At 74.4% G+C, this 14,531-nt stretch carries 12 protein-coding genes; 2 read left to right on the forward strand and 10 right to left on the reverse strand.

Annotation, left to right across the window (positions count from 1 at the left end):
* Window positions 1-174 precede the first annotated feature (174 nt).
* The 4 genes from ACOJTC_RS32780 to ACOJTC_RS32795 all read right to left on the reverse strand — a co-directional run bounded on the left by ACOJTC_RS32780 (window position 175) and on the right by ACOJTC_RS32795 (window position 5,022).
* Window positions 175-1,827, reverse strand: a complete 1,653-nt coding sequence (locus ACOJTC_RS32780; protein WP_420119784.1) for a class I adenylate-forming enzyme family protein — start codon at window positions 1,825-1,827, stop codon at window positions 175-177.
* A gap of 149 nt (window positions 1,828-1,976) precedes the next feature.
* Window positions 1,977-2,741 carry an ABC transporter permease gene (locus ACOJTC_RS32785; RefSeq protein WP_204928179.1) on the reverse strand — a complete coding sequence of 255 codons (765 nt, stop codon included), beginning with the start codon at window positions 2,739-2,741 and terminating at the stop codon, window positions 1,977-1,979.
* 25 nt (window positions 2,742-2,766) lie between these two features.
* On the reverse strand, window positions 2,767-3,747 hold the full coding sequence (locus ACOJTC_RS32790) for an ATP-binding cassette domain-containing protein (RefSeq protein WP_420119785.1): 981 nt from the start codon (window positions 3,745-3,747) through the stop codon (window positions 2,767-2,769).
* Between the two features lie 93 nt (window positions 3,748-3,840).
* Window positions 3,841-5,022, reverse strand: a complete 1,182-nt coding sequence (locus ACOJTC_RS32795) for a glycosyltransferase (protein ID WP_420119786.1) — start codon at window positions 5,020-5,022, stop codon at window positions 3,841-3,843.
* 168 nt (window positions 5,023-5,190) lie between these two features.
* Here ACOJTC_RS32795 and ACOJTC_RS32800 point away from each other — a divergent pair, with 168 nt between their 5' ends.
* Both ACOJTC_RS32800 and ACOJTC_RS32805 read left to right on the forward strand, forming a co-directional pair.
* Window positions 5,191-6,135 (forward strand): 3-oxoacyl-[acyl-carrier-protein] synthase III C-terminal domain-containing protein, encoded by a 945-nt coding sequence (locus ACOJTC_RS32800; protein ID WP_420119787.1) that lies wholly within the window; start codon window positions 5,191-5,193, stop codon window positions 6,133-6,135.
* 64 nt (window positions 6,136-6,199) lie between these two features.
* Window positions 6,200-7,111, forward strand: a complete 912-nt coding sequence (locus ACOJTC_RS32805) for a 2-hydroxy-acid oxidase (RefSeq protein WP_420119788.1) — start codon at window positions 6,200-6,202, stop codon at window positions 7,109-7,111.
* Between the two features lie 85 nt (window positions 7,112-7,196).
* On the opposite strand, the gene ACOJTC_RS32810 is transcribed toward ACOJTC_RS32805, so the two are convergent.
* The 6 genes from ACOJTC_RS32810 to ACOJTC_RS32835 form a co-directional block, all read right to left on the reverse strand.
* Window positions 7,197-8,222 (reverse strand): aminotransferase class I/II-fold pyridoxal phosphate-dependent enzyme, encoded by a 1,026-nt coding sequence (locus ACOJTC_RS32810; RefSeq protein ID WP_420119789.1) that lies wholly within the window; start codon window positions 8,220-8,222, stop codon window positions 7,197-7,199.
* Window positions 8,223-8,228: 6 nt separating this feature from the next.
* Complete coding sequence (locus ACOJTC_RS32815; protein WP_420119790.1) at window positions 8,229-9,500, reverse strand: FAD-dependent oxidoreductase; 1,272 nt, start codon at window positions 9,498-9,500, stop codon at window positions 8,229-8,231.
* Entirely contained in the window at window positions 9,497-11,197 is a 1,701-nt protein-coding gene (locus ACOJTC_RS32820; RefSeq protein ID WP_420119791.1) for a prenyltransferase/squalene oxidase repeat-containing protein, read from the reverse strand. The genes ACOJTC_RS32815 and ACOJTC_RS32820 overlap by 4 nt, the downstream gene beginning before the upstream one ends.
* Window positions 11,194-12,231, reverse strand: a complete 1,038-nt coding sequence (locus ACOJTC_RS32825) for a UbiA family prenyltransferase (RefSeq protein WP_420119792.1) — start codon at window positions 12,229-12,231, stop codon at window positions 11,194-11,196. The genes ACOJTC_RS32820 and ACOJTC_RS32825 overlap by 4 nt, the downstream gene beginning before the upstream one ends.
* Window positions 12,228-13,247 carry a polyprenyl synthetase family protein gene (locus ACOJTC_RS32830; RefSeq protein WP_420119793.1) on the reverse strand — a complete coding sequence of 340 codons (1,020 nt, stop codon included), beginning with the start codon at window positions 13,245-13,247 and terminating at the stop codon, window positions 12,228-12,230. Before ACOJTC_RS32830 ends, ACOJTC_RS32825 begins: the two co-directional genes overlap by 4 nt.
* A gap of 230 nt (window positions 13,248-13,477) precedes the next feature.
* The gene (locus tag ACOJTC_RS32835) at window positions 13,478-14,503 is read right to left on the reverse strand and encodes a methyltransferase (RefSeq protein WP_420119794.1); all 1,026 of its coding nucleotides are present in this window, start codon (window positions 14,501-14,503) and stop codon (window positions 13,478-13,480) included.
* Window positions 14,504-14,531 lie beyond the last annotated feature (28 nt).

The raw sequence follows: 14,531 nt of genomic DNA on the forward strand, positions 1-14,531 counted from the left end.
CCCGGGTGGGCTCCCGCGGGGGTGGGCCCGGCGCAACCCGCCGGCCCCGGCTCCCCGCCCGGGGCGTGTCGTGGTGACCGGCCTTGTGCCCCACCCCCATGAACATGCCGGTGGGGCACAAGGCCGTTCGGACGTGTGCCCGGCCCGCCCACGGCGGGCGCAGCGGGCGACGGGTCAGCCGGTGCCGGCCGCCCCGGCGTCGGCCAGCAGCCGCTGGCGCATCAGGAACTTGCGGACCTTGCCCGTCGGCCCCATCACCACACCGTCGGCGGGCACCGTGACCACCCGCCGCAGCGTCGCGGCGACCACCGGGCCGAGCGCGGCGCGGACCTGGTCGGAGCGGTCGAGTTCCGGGTCGGCGTCCTCGGCGAGCACGAGCAGCACCTCGGTGACGGTCCGGTCGTCGGCCTCCCGGGCCGCGATGACCGTGCAGTCGCGGACGTCGGGGCAGTGCTTGAGGATGCGTTCCTCGGACAGCGCCGTGTAGAGCCAGTTGCCGTCGCCCAGGTCGACCGCGTCGCTGGCCCGGTCGACGTGGTGGTAGTTGCCGTCCGGGTCGCGGTACATCAGGTCACCGGTGAGGTAGTAGCCGCCCAGCCGGGTGCGGAACGTGTTGACCGAGTCGTTCCAGTACCCGAGCGCCAGGGTCGGCGACTTGAGCCCGACGTGCCCCACCTGCCCCTCGGGAACCTCCTCGCCGGTGGTGACGTCGAGCAGGGCGATCTGCGCGAACGGGTACGGCTTGCCGACGCATCGGTCGTAGTGGTCGCTGCCGAGGCGGTGGCTGATCCGGAACGCGCCGTGGCCCATCTCGGTGGAGCCGAGCATGTCGACGAACTTGGACCCGGGCACGTCCACCATGCCCTGCCGGGTGTACGCGGGGTGGCTGCCCACGGCGACCAACCGCCGCACGTGCGACTCGTGGGCGCAGTCCCCGGTGTTGAACCAGTTGCGCACGGAGCTCAGGTCGCGGGTGGTCAGGTCGTGGCGGGCCAGCTCGGACCAGGTCACCGCGAAACCGAAGACACCCGTCGGCCGCCAGCGTTCGATGGCGTCGAGGATCGTCTCGGCGCTGCTGGCGAACGGGCCACCCTGCGCGGACAGGTAGAGCAACTGGTAGCTGTTGCACAGCGCCTGGTTGACCGTGATGATGCCGGCGGCGTGCGCGGCCGGCAGCACGGACAGCTCACGCACCTCGCCGTACGGGCGGGACTCGGTGAGCCGGACGGCCCGGATGGCGGCGAACAGCCCGTGGTGCGAGTGGGCGATCGCGGCCGGCACCCGGGTGGTGCCCGACGAGTGGGTGATGGCGACCGGGTCCTCGGGGTGGTGGCGGTAGTGCGGTGGAGCCTGGTCGGGGTCGCCGGTGCCGGTCTCGGCGGCGTCACCGAGGATCGGCACCCCGAGGTCGTGCCCGCGCAGCGCGGCGTGGTCGGCGTCGACGACGACCCCGACGCCGCGCAGCCGCCTGATGAACTCGGCCGCCAACTCGATCGGCATGTTGCCGTTCATCAGGGCCGGGATCGCGCCGAGCCGGTTGAGGGCGAAGAAGTTGAGGAACACGTCGGGCGCGGACGTCACGTAGATCGCGACCGGGTCACGCCAGCCGACGCCCCGCTGCCGGAACCAGTCGGCGCGGGCGGCGACCCGCTCGGTGAGGGTGGCCAGCGACAGCGGCGTCCAGGCGGGGATGCCGTCCACGTCGACGTCGAAGGTCACCCGGGGCAGGTCCGGGTCGGCACCGTGTTCGGCGAGCCGGAGCAGCACGTTGCCGGCCCCCAGCTCCATGTCGGCCGCGAGCGTCGCCCGGAAGTTGTCGGCACCCAACGAGTTGTCTCCTCACCTGGCACGCTCACGGTCACCGCACCCCGGCGCAGCAGCCGATCTGGGACACGCTCAGGCTAGAGCGCCGATCACCTGCAGACAATGGCCAACATCAATCCTGGTCACACCGGTCCGGCCGACGGCGCTCCGGCTCAGGAGACCTCGCGGTTGAACAGGTGCGACGACCAGACCAGGCTGATCGCGGCCAGCACGATCATGATGAGGGCGCCCTGCCAGACCACGGGCTCGGTGATCTGCCCGTTGAACAACGCCCGCATGCCGTTGGTCGCCCACGAGAACGGGTTCCAGAACGCGACCTGTTGGATCCACAGTGGTGCCAGCACCAGGGGGATGAGCACCCCGGCGAGCAGCGAGATCGGCTGGCCGACGGTGTTGACCAGCACGCCGAGGCTGTTCTCGTTGCGCACCAGCAGCGCGATGTCGTACGAGATCGAGGTGCTCAGCAGCACCATCACCGACAGCAGCGCGTACGAGATGAGCAGGTTGCCCAGGTGCACCCGCAACCCGAACGGCAACGCCACGATCGTGATGATCACCGCCTGCACCACGTTCAGGCAGACGTGCATCAGGGCCCGGCCCAGCAGCAGGCCGGTCCGGCTCACCGGGGTCACCCGGCACCTGTCGATGATGCCGGCGCGCAGGGCGCTGAGCAGCCCGTACCCGGCGAACAGGCCACCGAACAGGCCCATCGCCACGAACAGGCCGGGCACGTAGATGCGGTAGGCGTCGGCGTACGAGGAGGCCCCCCGGTCGACCATCACCACCTTGAGGAACGGGGCGAACAGGATGAGGTAGGTGACCGGCTGGGCCAGGCTGAACGCCACCATCACCGGGTTGCGCACCATCAGACCGACCTCCTGTTGGAAGATCAGCCAGGTGTCGCGGACCAGTTTCACTGCGGCTCCTCTCGTGCCGGCCGGTTCACTCCTCCAGAGAGCGGCCGGTCTTGGCCAGGAAGACGTCGTCGAGGCTCGGCCGGCGGGCCTCGATCGCCCCGGGCTCGACCCCCCGCGTCAGCAGGGTGCGCATGATCTGCGGGATCGCCGTCGCGGCACTGTCCACATAGAGCCGCAGGGTGCCGTCGACCGCCTCCGACGAGTGCACGTACGGCTGCTCGGCCAGCAGCTTCGTGGCGATCGGCAGGTCGGCGTCGGCCGGGCCGTCCGTCACGTCGGCGCGGGTCAGGTCGATCGCGACCACGTCACCGGAGATCTCCCGCTTGAGATCCGACGGGGTGCCCTCGGCGACGATCCGACCGCCGTCGATGATGGACAGCCGGTCGCACAGGGTGTCGGCCTCGTCGAGGTAGTGGGTGGTGAGGAAGACCGTCATGCCCTCCGCGCGCAGCCGCCGGACCTCCTGCCACATCCGTACCCGGCTGGGCGGGTCCAGCCCGGCGGTCGGTTCGTCGAGGAAGATGACCTGCGGAGAGTGGATCACCCCGAGCGCCACGTCGAGCCGCCGACGCTGCCCCCCGGAGTACGTCCTGATCCGCCGGTCGGCGAAGTCGTCGAGCTGGAACGCACCGATCGCCGCCTCGGCCCGGCGCTGTGCCTCGGCCTTGCCGAGGCCGTACAGCCGGGCCTGGAGCACCAGGTCCCGGCGGGCGGTCGAGTCGTCGTAGGTGCCGCTGGCCTGGGCCACGAAACCGATCTGCCGGCGCACCTGGGCCGGAGCCCGCAGCAGGTCGACGCCCGCGATCGACGCCCGGCCCCCGTCGGGGCGGATCAGCGTGGCCAGCATCCGCATGGTGGTGGACTTGCCCGCGCCGTTGGGGCCGAGGAACCCGACGATCTCGCCCCGCTCGACGGCGAAGTCCACCCCCCGCACCGCCTCGACGGTGCCGGCGTTGCGGCCACGGCCGACCCGGTAGGACTTGCGCAGGCCGGTGGCCTCGATCATCGAGCCTCCTCGGACGGGGACGACGCCGGGCCACGGGGTGTCGACCCACGGGGTGTCGACGGTGGACGGCGACACCCCTGCGGGTGCGTCAGGTCAGGCTCGTGTGGCCGTACCCGAAGGACAATGGTCGATGGGCCGGGCGGCCAGGGCGGCGAGGTGCCGGGCGGCGGCGGCCGCGCCACCGGCGGCGGCGAACGACTCGCCCACCCGGCGGGCCCTCTCCCGGTAGCCCGGATCGTCGAGTACGGCGGTGAGCGCGGCGGTGAGGTCCGCCGGGGTCGCCGAGGCGAACGCGACCTCGATTCCGGCGCCCGCATCGGTCACCTGGCGGGCCACCGTCGGGTGGTCGTGCCGGATCGGCGCGACGACCACCGGCACGCCGTGCGCCAACGCCTCGGTGACGGTGCCCAGCCCGCCGTGCGACACCACCGCGTCCAGCCGGGGCATCAACTCCAGCACCGGCACCCGGGGAGCGGCCAGCACGTGCGCGGGCGGATCGGGCAGCACGTCGGGCGAGGCGGTGACCACCACCTGCACCCGGTCGGCCAGGGCCGCCGTCGCCGCCATCATCCGCCGGTAGAAGTCCCGGGCCAGGTGCTCGGCCATCGTCCCGACGGTGACCAGCAGGTGCCGGCGGGTCGGGTCCCAGGCGGCCCAGTCGAAGGCCGGCGCGTCGGGGCGGTGACCCAGGGCCGGGCCGGTCAGCACGCACCGGGCCGGCAGCGGCGTCGCGCCGGTCAGCGCCGTGCCGGTCAGCCCGAGCACCAGGTACGGCGAGAACCGCAGGTCGATCGCGTCGTCGACGGGCACGTCGGTCATCGCCCAGACCCGGGCCAGCTGCGCGCGCACGTAGTCGGTGAACCCGGGCAGGTCCGGCGGGGTGAGTTCCAGCGCGCCCACGCAGAAGGTCGCCCACGGCACCCCGTGCCGGTGCGCGGCCAGCGCGCCGGCCAGCGCGTACTGGTCGACGACGACGACGTCCGGTCGGTGGTCGGCGACCGCCCGGTCCACGGCGTCCCGGATGAACCGGTTGACCGGCAGCACGTGCCCCTCCCAGAGGCTGCGCACCGACGCCATGCCGGTCTCGCCGTCGAGGCGGAAGTACCGCTTACCGGTCGGGTAGAGCGTCGCGTCGGGGCCGATCAGCGGACGCAGGTCGGTGCGGGGACCGCACCACGCCACCTCGTGCCCCGCTGCCCGGAGCGCCTGGCCGATGGCGAGCGGGGCGTTGAGGTGCGACGCCACCGGCAGGACGACGAACAGGAAGCGGGCCACGTCGATATTCTGGCACGCGTTGACAGCGACGGACGCCGCTGATGGGATTCCTGCCGTGGCGGTCGACGAGCAACGCTCCCGGGTACGACCGTCCACTGTGCCATCCGACGGCAGGACGGGTTCCGGCCCGGTCGCCGGCCACCTCCGGTCGACTCCGGTGCCGGCGGCATGACGGCGCTCGACGCGGTCGCGGTCCACCTGCCGCCGCACCGCGTCCCGATCGAGAGCCTGGCCGGCCCGCTGGAGCTGACCGAGATGCAGGTCCGGCTGTTCCGCCGGTTCCACGGTCTCGACCAGGTACGCCGCGATCCCGACCGGTCCCTGGCCGACCTGCTCCGGCACGCCGCCACCGGGCTCACCGCCCTGCGCGGGCAGGAACACCGGGTCCGGTTCGTGCTGTACGGGCGGGCGTTCCCCGTCGTCGTGCCGTACCCGGTCAACCCGTTGCACGACGTCTGCCGCGCGCTGGGGCTCGGCCACGCGGTCGCCTTCACCCTGACCCACCAGTCCTGTGCCAGCGCACTGCTCGCCATCGAGATGGCCGGTCGGCTGCTGGCCGCCGAGCCGGGGCCGCACCCGCCGGGCGGGGGACCGTTGGCGCTGGTGCTCACCGCCGAGAAGGCGTTCACCCGCGACGCCCAGTTCATCCCGGAGACCTCCGTGTTCAGCGAGGGGGCGTCGGCGTGCCTGGTCAGCCTCGACGGCCCCCGGGACCGGCTGCTCGGCTACGCGTGCCGGCAGCGGGGCGAGTTCGACGTCGCCGGTGGCGCGTCCGGCGCGCAGTTCCAGCGCGAGTACCGGCCGGCGCTGGCGGACGTCATCGGCCGGGCCCTCGCCGTGGCCGGGGTGGACCTCGACGACATCCGGCTGATCCTGCCGCACAACGTCAACGTGGTGACCTGGCAACGGTTGAGCCGGCTGATCGGGTTCCCCCGCGACCGGGTGCTGCTGGACAACGTCCGGGAGACCGGCCACGTGTTCTGCGCGGACGCGTTCACCAACTACCTGACCGCCCGCGACCGCGGCCTGCTGAACCCGGGTGACCGTTACCTGGTCGCGGCGGTCGGGGCCGGCGAGGGCGCGACCTTCGCCGCGATGGTCCTCGCCCATTGAGATCGCGACGGTCTCCGCCCACCCGGACCGCGGGCCGGCCGGACACCGAGGAAGGAGCACCGCGATGGCGGTCCCGTCGACCGACCTGCACCTGATCCGGGCCGCCCGGCGGGTCTTCACCGGGCCGGCCACGCTGCTGGACGATCCGGACCAGCGGGCCCGGTCCGCCCGCTACCTGGCCGACCTGACCCACCCGTACGGGCTGGAACTGCCGGACGGCCCGGGGCAGGACGCGCTGGGCCGGTCCCACGCGGAGATGGCCGAGGCGCTGATCGGGGCGCTCGTGCCGCCGGAGGAACCGGTTGACCTGCTCGTGCTGGCGTTCGCCCGGCACGACGTGCTGCCCGGCCGGGCCACCGCCACCTACCTGAGCCACCTCTGCCCGGGGACGCCGCTCTCCTTCGCCGTCTGCGACCAGGGCCCGGCGGCGGTCGTCAGCGGTCTCCGGCTCGCCCACGCGTACGCGTCCCCGGGCGACCGCACGACGGCCCTGCTGATCGCCGTCGACCAGGCCGTGCTTCCCTACCGCACGCCGACGCCCGCCCCGGCCCGGCAGCAGGCCGTCGCCATGCTCTACCGCACCGCCCCGGTGGCCGGGGCGGTGCCGGAGCACACCGGCGACGTGGTGCACGCCCCGGCCCGGATGACGGTGCTCCGCCAGCATCCGGACGTGGCGGCCGGCGACGTCGCGGCGCTGGCCGGGTCCGAACTGGCCGCGATGTCGGCGGGCCGGCCCGACGCCCGGATGGTGCTCGGCGTCGACCTCGCGGCGGCCTGGCCGGCGCACCCGACCGACGGGGTGACCGTCGCCCCGCCGGGCCAACCGGTCACCGGACCGTGGTGGACCCTGCTCGACGTCCTCGCCGCCGACCCGGACCGGTCCCGGCCGGTGCTGACCGCCGACTACGACCCCGACCTGCGCTACCTCTGCCTGACCGGCTGGGAGACCACCCCGGCCGACACCCGGCCCCGCTGACCTGGCCCCGCCGGCCCGTCAGGCACCGGCGACCCGTCGATCACCGGCCCCTGCGATCACCGGGCCGTCGATCACCGGCGGCCCGTCAGTCGCCGGCGGCCAGGATGGTCCGGGCGACGGCGCACAGCCGCTCGTTCGCCTCGTCGGTGCCGACGGTGATCCGTACCCCCGCGCCGGGCAGCGCCATCACCAGGATGCCGGCGTCGCGGGCCCGCTCGGCGAACGGGACCGCCCGCTCCCCCAGCGGCAGCCAGACGAAGTTCGCCTCGCTGGGGGCCACGGTGAGGCCGATCCCGCGCAGCCCGTCGATCAGCCGGGCCCGTGCGGACGCCAGGTCGGCGCAGCGCCGGGTCAGCTCGGGGGTGACCGCCTCGTCGAGGCTCGCCACCGCCGCCGCCTGGGCCAGGGTGTTCGGGAAGAACACCGCGCCCACCATGCCGGCCAGCGGCGTCACCCGGGGTGGCACCACCGCGTAGCCGACGCGCAGCGCGGCCAGCCCGTACGCCTTGGAGAAGGTGCGCAGGACGCAGACGTTGTCGTGGGAGCGGAACAGGTCCATCCCGTCGGGCACCTGCGGGTCGGTGACGAACTCCCGGTACGCCTCGTCGATGATCACCGGTACGTCGGCCGGGATCCGGGCCAGGAACGCCTCGATCTCGTCGCGGTGCAGCACCGCCCCGGTCGGGTTGTTCGGGTTGCACAGCAGCACGCACCGGGTCTGGTCGGTCACGGCGGCGGCCATCGCCGGCAGGTCGTGGCGGTAACCGTCCATCGGCACCGGTACGCCCCGGGCCCCGACGTTGCGGATGATCAGCGGGTAGCCCTCGAAGGACAGCGCCGGGTGCACCACCTCCGGGCGCGGCCCGAGCGCCTGGACGAGGTGCTGGCACAGCCCGGCCGACCCGGGCCCGACGAGGATCGACTCCGGTCCCACGCCCAGCCGCGCGGACAGCGCGCCCCGCAACGCGGCGGCGGTCCGGTCCGGGTACCGCTGGAGGGCGGCGGCCCCGTCCTCGACGATCCGCCTGATGCTCGGCAGCGGCGGGTACGGCGTCTCGTTCATCGACAGGTCGGCCGGCGGCTGGGTGCCGACGGGGGTGGCAGTGGTCATCGTCGCTCACTTCGTCGCGGGGCCGGCGGAAACAGGTGGCTGGGCGTGCCGGTCGGTGAGCAGCCCGAGCTGGTACATCCGGTCGACCAGGGACAGCGGTCGGACGTTCGTGCCGGACAGGTTGCCGGCGGTGAGCCCGAGCAGCCGGGGGTTGGCCGCGGTGCGCCGCATCATCCGCGCCCCGAGCAGCCGGGGCAGCCCCGACACGCTGGTGATCATGCGGGCGGCGTTGTGGCTGACCGTGGCGACGTGGTCGAGCTGGGGCCGGCGGGCGGCGTCGAAGTCCCGCAGCGCCCGGTCCACGGCCGCGTCGTCCAGGCCCCCACCGGCGGCGAGGCCGGCGGCGAGGGTCTCGGCGTCGGCGAGGGAGCTGTTCACGCCCTGCGCCGCCATCGGGTGCACCGCGTGGGCGGCCTCCCCGAGCAGGGCCAGCCCGGGCACGGTCAACCGTGCCGCCCGGAGCCGGTAGACGGCGAGGAGCTGCCGCCGGTGCAGGTTCGCCCGCAGGGCCGCACCCAGCGGACGGATGGCCGGCACCCCGGCGAGCAGCCGGTCGCACCAGTCGGCCAGGTCGGCGGCGCTGCGGCCCCGGAACTCGTCCGGGGTCACCTGGACGTAGACCCGGCACCGCCCGCCGGGCAGCGGGTAGACCAGGCACAGGCCCCGCTCGGTGCGGTAGGCCGACACCTCGTCGGCCACCTGGACCCCGGGCACGTCGAAGGCGACCAGGCCGTGCGGGTACTCCCGCCGCTCGACGTCGATGCCGACGGCCTTGCGCAGCGGCGAGGACATCCCGTCGGCGGCGACCACCAGCGCCGCCCGGATCTCCTGCTCGCCGTCGTCGCCGGTGACCCGGACCCCGGTTACCCGGCCGTCGGCGGCGCGCAGCGGGCCGGTGACCCGCTGCCCCCACCGGATCTCGACGCCGGCGGGCAGCCCGTCGGCGAGCACGGCACGCAGATCGCCGTAGTCGGCGCAGAGGATCTGCCGGTATCCGCCGGGCAGGGTGCCGTAGTCGAGGGCGAGCAGCGGACGGCCCTGCGGGTCACGGATGGCCAGCCGGTCGACCGGGCACGCGCCGGTGGCCCGCAGGGCGTCGAGCACACCCCAGCCGTCCAGGATGCGTACCGTCTCGGGTTGCAGGATCTCGCCCTTGGCGATCGACGCGGGGGTGCGTTGCCGGTCGAGCACCAGCACCCGCAGCCCCCGCGCGCCGAGCGCGCGGGCGGCGGCGAGACCGCCGGCCCCGGCACCGACCACGACGACGTCGGCGCTCATCGGGCGACCGCACCGGGTGTGACGCCCGCCCGGCCGGCGACGGTACGCCGGTACTCACCGAGCGCCCGCAGCGCCACCGCCTGGGTGATCACCGCGTTGGGGTAGCGCAGGTGGTGGCGGATGTAGTTGCAGACCCGGGTGGCCGGCCAGCCACCGTCGGGCCCGGCGGCGGCGAGCAGCCAGGAGACCCCCCGGTCGACCGCGTCGGCGGCCTCCGGGTCACCGCTTGCCAGCAGCCCCTGCACGGCCCAGCCGGTCTCCTCGACCGACCCGGCGGTGCCGTCGCCCGGCCCCCACGACCCGTCGGGCAGTTGGGTGTCGCGCAGCCAGCGCACCGCCCGCCGGACCACGTCGTGCCGGGCGTGGCCGACCCGGGACAGCGCCGCCACCACCACCGCCGTGCCGGAGGTGTGGTCGCGGTACCAGAGGTTCTCGTAGCTGCCGTCGGGGCGCGCGGCGGTCAGCAGCCAGGCCGCCCCGGCGGCGACCGCCGGGTGGTCGTCGGGGTGCCCCGCGTCGTGCAGGGCGAGCACCGCCTGGCTGGTGATGGCGGGGCAGGGGCCGTCGTTGGCGAGCTTGGTGTCGCGCACCCACAGGCTCCACGAGCCCCGGCTGTCCTGCCGGCCGACGAGCCAGTCCACGCCGCCGCGCAGCACCGGGTCGGTGTCGGCGTCGGGATAGCCGGCGAGCGCCGACAGGATCTCGGCGGACTCCAGCGTCACCGGCCAGCCACCCACGTTGGAGTAGCTCCACCCGCCCGGTGGCACGTCCAGCACCGTGAACGCGGTCGGCTTCTGGGTGGCGTGGAAGAACTCGCGGGTGGGGCGCAGCCGGGGGTCGGCGGCGTACCCGGCGGCGATCAGCCCGGTCACCGCGTACCCGGAGCGGGTCAGGTCGAGGTTGGCCACCGCGTCCCAGGCGCCGTCGGGACGCACCGCGCGGCGCAGCCAGCCCACCACGGCGGTGGCGATGTCGGGGGCCTCGCCTGTGCGGGCCAGGCCGAGCAGGACCAGGGCGGCGGGCCACGGGTCCTCGCTCAACGCGCCGGTGCGGCCTTCGTGGTCGTAGATCGCGCGCAGCAGCCGCAGCGCCGCCGGACGGGCCCGCCGCAGGGTGGCCCGGCGCAGCCGGCCGGTGGGCAGCAGGTCGGCCTGCATCAGGGCCAACCCGATGAACGGCGCGGTACGGAACGACAGGCGCTGGCGGCGGACCCGGTCGAACAGGACGATCTCCAGCGGCAGCCGGCGCAGCGGGCCCGCCTCGGCGGTCAGCCCGGCCATGGTGAGCAGTTGCCGGCAGAGCAGTGAGATGGCCGGGTCGGTGACCGTGTCGACACCCCCCATCGCGGCCAGCCGGGCGCGGCCGGCCGTGATCGCCTCGGCGCTGGCCTCGGGTGCGGTCAGGGCCAGGGCGGCGACCGCGACGGCGGTGGCGACGACCTCGCTGTCGGCCCCCACCACGCCGCCCCAGCCGCCGTCGTCGTGCTGCTGCCGGCGCAGCCAAGAGGTGCCGGCGTCGACCAGGTCGGCGCTGCCCACCGGGTCGGCGGCGTGCAGGGCGGCCACCGTACCGGCGGTGCCGAGCACCGAGGCCGGCGGGTCGTCGCCGAAGACCCCGTCGGGACGCTGCCGGCGCAGCAGCGCCTCCGCGCCGCGGGTGATGGCCCGGTCGAGGGCCTCGGTGGGCACAGCGGTCATGACACGTCCTCCATGGCGGCTCGACGGGGGGTGGCCAGCGCCAGCTCGGGTCGTCCGGTGCCGAGTTCGTGCCCGGCGCGCATCATCCGCTGCGCCCACCAGGTCAGGGCGACCATCGGCACCGCCAGCAGCAGTTGCGGGCCGATCCCGAGCCCCAGCCCGACCAGGGCCGAGGCCAGCACCACCCGCTCGACCACCAGGACGGCGTGCGCCCGCAACGCCACCAGCACGGGCATGTCGGCGCGGTGCGCGACGAGCGGGGCCAGGGCGACGCCCCCCAGTGCCACCACGACGGCAAGCGTCGCCAGGTAGCCGGCCCGCCGGGCCGGGTCGGCCAGCAGCCCGGCGACCAGCGCGGCGGTGACGGTGCCGGCGTAGAGGGCCAGCACCGTACGCACCGCGAACGGGGCGCCCCGGCGGACCGGCAGGGTGCGGTAGCCGCCGGCCCGGTCACCGTCCATGTCGCGCAGCGCACCGACCAGGTTGGACATGGTGTCGTGGGCCCAGAACGCGAGCATCGAGGCGAGCAGCACCGGCACCGCCGACGGCCGTTGCGGGGACAGCCCGACGGTCAGCGTGCCGTAGAGCAGCGCGATCGCGCCCAGCGCGCCCCGGACCAGGTTGCCGGCGATGCCGCGCGCCTTGCACCAGCGGCTGTAGGCGACGATGCCGAACGCGGCGAGCACGGCCGCCGAGGTGGTGCCCCAGCCCCCGAGCACCGCCAGCAATGCGAGGACGGCGAAGCAGGCGCAGCCGCACCACAGCGCCGTACGGGCGGCCAGCCGGCCGGACGGGATCGGGCGGTGCGGTTTGCTGCCGGCGTCGAGGTCCCGGTCGAAGTAGTCGCCGAGGTAGTGGCCGCCGAGCCAGCCGGCGGTCGGGGCGGCCCAGGCCGACAGCAGCAGCCACGGGTGGTGCGGCCCGTCGGCCAGGGCCGCACCGGCGAGGCCGACCAGCCCGACGTACCACAGGGTGTAGGGCCGCCAGGTCTCGACGTGGGCCCGCAGCGCCCGTACCGCGCCGGCGGCGCTCACGCCGTCTCGCTCGTCATCCAGTGCGCGATGCCGGCGAGCACGGTGGCGCTGGGGGACGGGGCGAGCCCGGCCAGCTCGGCCAGTGCCCGCTCGGCGTGCTCCACCATCTGCCGGCGGGCGTTGCGTACCGCGTCGACCTCGGCGAGCAGGCCGGCGACCCACTCGACGTCCCCGGGGCCGGCCCCGCGCCGGTGCAGCACCGCCATCAGTTCCACCCGGCCGGCGTCGGTGGCGGCGTCGTAGGCGAGCAGCAGCGGCAGGGTGGGCCGGCCGTTGTTGAGGTCGCTGGTGGCCGGCTTGCCGGTCTGTTCCGGGGTGGCCACGTAGGACAGCAGGTCGTCGCGGATCTGGAAGGCGACGCCGAGGTGCTCGCCGTAGCGGGCCAGTGCGGCGGCGACCTGCGGTTCGGCCCCGCCGAGCAGCGCGCCGACGTGGCACACGGCGCGGAACAGCGCGCCGGTCTTGAGCCGGATCATCTCGGCGTAGCTGCGGGCGCCCTCGTCGAGGTCGCCGACGAGCTGCGTCTCGAGCATCTGCCCCCGGCACAGGTCCCGGCCGGCCTCGGCCAGGGCCGCGACGGCGGCGGCGACGTGCCCGGCCGGCACGGCGGCCCCGGACTCCACAATGGACTGGAAGGCCGTGAAGATGAGGTGGTCGCCCACCACGATGGCGTTGGGGATACCGAAGGCGACAGGCACCGCCGGGCGACCCCGACGCAGCGTGTCGGCGTCGATGATGTCGTCGTGCACGAGCGTCGCGACGTGCAGGTACTCCATCCCCAGCGCGGCCGGCAGGACGTCGGCCGGCGAACCGCCCACCGCCTCCGCCGCGTGCAGCGTCATCATCGGACGGAGCAGTTTGCCCGCCGGTAGAAGGGCGTAGCGGGCGATGCCGACCAACGGGTCGGTCGACTCCGGCCACCGGCGTCCGAGTTCCGCGTGCAGCAGCCGCCCCGATTCACTGCGGGCAAGGTCGTCGATGAAGGGCGGATATCGCGTGAAACCAGTAACCGTCATAGCGTGTCGACCCTTTCGCAAAGGCTCGGCCCAGCCGGCACGCGAGACGTTACCTGCCGGTCCGTCCATGAACAACCTTCGGAAAACTGCGCTCGCTATGGAGAAACACGAATGTCACGAACCTATTCACCGGCAAATCGGTCGATGCCAGAGAAATCCGCTGAACTGCTTACCGTGCGTCACACGGCACCGCGAAAACAGGTACGAACGTCGGATCACCCGTCGGCGGATCAGGCGTCCACAGCGAACTCCAACAGCGTCAGTCCCCCGGTGCCGCGGTAGGTCCCGACCGGTTTCAGACCCGCCGCCGCCGCGAGCGCCACGTGCTCGGCCACCCCCCGCTCGCAGCCGCCCACCAGCACCAGCATCTGCAGGTCGTACGGCGAGCGGTGCGGCACGTACGGGTCGGTCGGCAGCACCTCCACCACCAGCACCCGACCGGTGCGCCCGGCCGCCTCGGCGCACCGGCGCAGGATCGCCGTCGCGTGCCTGTCGCTCCAGTCGGTCAACGCCCGGGACACCACGTACACGTCGGCCCCGGCCGGCAGCTCGGCGAAGAAGTCCCCGACCACGGCGTCGACCCGGTCGGTCAGCCCGTGCGCGGCGAACGTCGCGGTCGCCGTCGCCACCGGCTCGTCGCGGTCGACCAGGGTGCCCCGCAGGTGCGGGTGGGTCGTCAGCAGCTCCCGCAGCAGCCCGCCGGCACCCCCGGCGACGTCGGTCACGTGGCCCACCCGCTGCCACGGGTAGAGCGCCGCCACCTGCGGCGCGGTGAACCGCTGCTGGCTGAGCATCAGCGCGTCGAAGTAGGCCCGGTAGGACGGGTGCGCGTCGAGGTCGGCCCAGAAGTCCCGCCCGTGCACCGCCTGGTAGCCCGGTCCGCCGGTGCGCACCGCGTGCGGCAGCCCCGTGTAGGCGAGGTCCATCCGCGCCCCGAGACCGTCGAGGTCGAGGTAGCCGCCGTGGCCGCCGCCGTCGCGCTCACAGAGCAGCTCGCCGACGTCGGTCAGCGCGAACACGTCGGGCGCGGTCTCCACGAACACACCCCGGTGGACCAGGTAGCGCAGCAGCCGGCCGAGCGCGTCCGGGTCGGCGTCACAGGCGGCGGCCAGCTTGTCCAGACCGGTCACGCCGGCCGCGATCCGCTCCGGCACCCGCAGGGTGACCGCCGTGCGTACGGCGAACGGGGTGGCCAGGTCGGTCAGCCGGCCGAGCCGGGCCGCCGGATCGTCATCGGTCGAGGTCTCGATCGTCACCGGGACAGCCCCCCGTCGCGCCGCGCGT

Origin of the sequence: Micromonospora sp. (assembly GCF_048594385.1) — a bacterium.
Taxonomy (GTDB): Bacteria; Actinomycetota; Actinomycetes; order Mycobacteriales; family Micromonosporaceae; genus Micromonospora; species Micromonospora wenchangensis.

Bases quoted from the DNA above. Each gene is read 5' to 3' on its own strand.
- ACOJTC_RS32815 (WP_420119790.1), bottom strand. From the start codon at position 9,500: ATGAGCGCCGACGTCGTCGTGGTCGGTGCCGGGGCCGGCGGTCTCGCC.
- ACOJTC_RS32830 (WP_420119793.1), bottom strand. From the start codon at position 13,247: ATGACGGTTACTGGTTTCACGCGATATCCGCCCTTCATCGACGACCTT.
- ACOJTC_RS32810 (WP_420119789.1), bottom strand. From the start codon at position 8,222: ATGACCACTGCCACCCCCGTCGGCACCCAGCCGCCGGCCGACCTGTCG.
- ACOJTC_RS32800 (WP_420119787.1), top strand. From the start codon at position 5,191: ATGACGGCGCTCGACGCGGTCGCGGTCCACCTGCCGCCGCACCGCGTC.
- ACOJTC_RS32820 (WP_420119791.1), bottom strand. From the start codon at position 11,197: ATGACCGCTGTGCCCACCGAGGCCCTCGACCGGGCCATCACCCGCGGC.
- ACOJTC_RS32790 (WP_420119785.1), bottom strand. From the start codon at position 3,747: ATGATCGAGGCCACCGGCCTGCGCAAGTCCTACCGGGTCGGCCGTGGC.
- ACOJTC_RS32805 (WP_420119788.1), top strand. From the start codon at position 6,200: ATGGCGGTCCCGTCGACCGACCTGCACCTGATCCGGGCCGCCCGGCGG.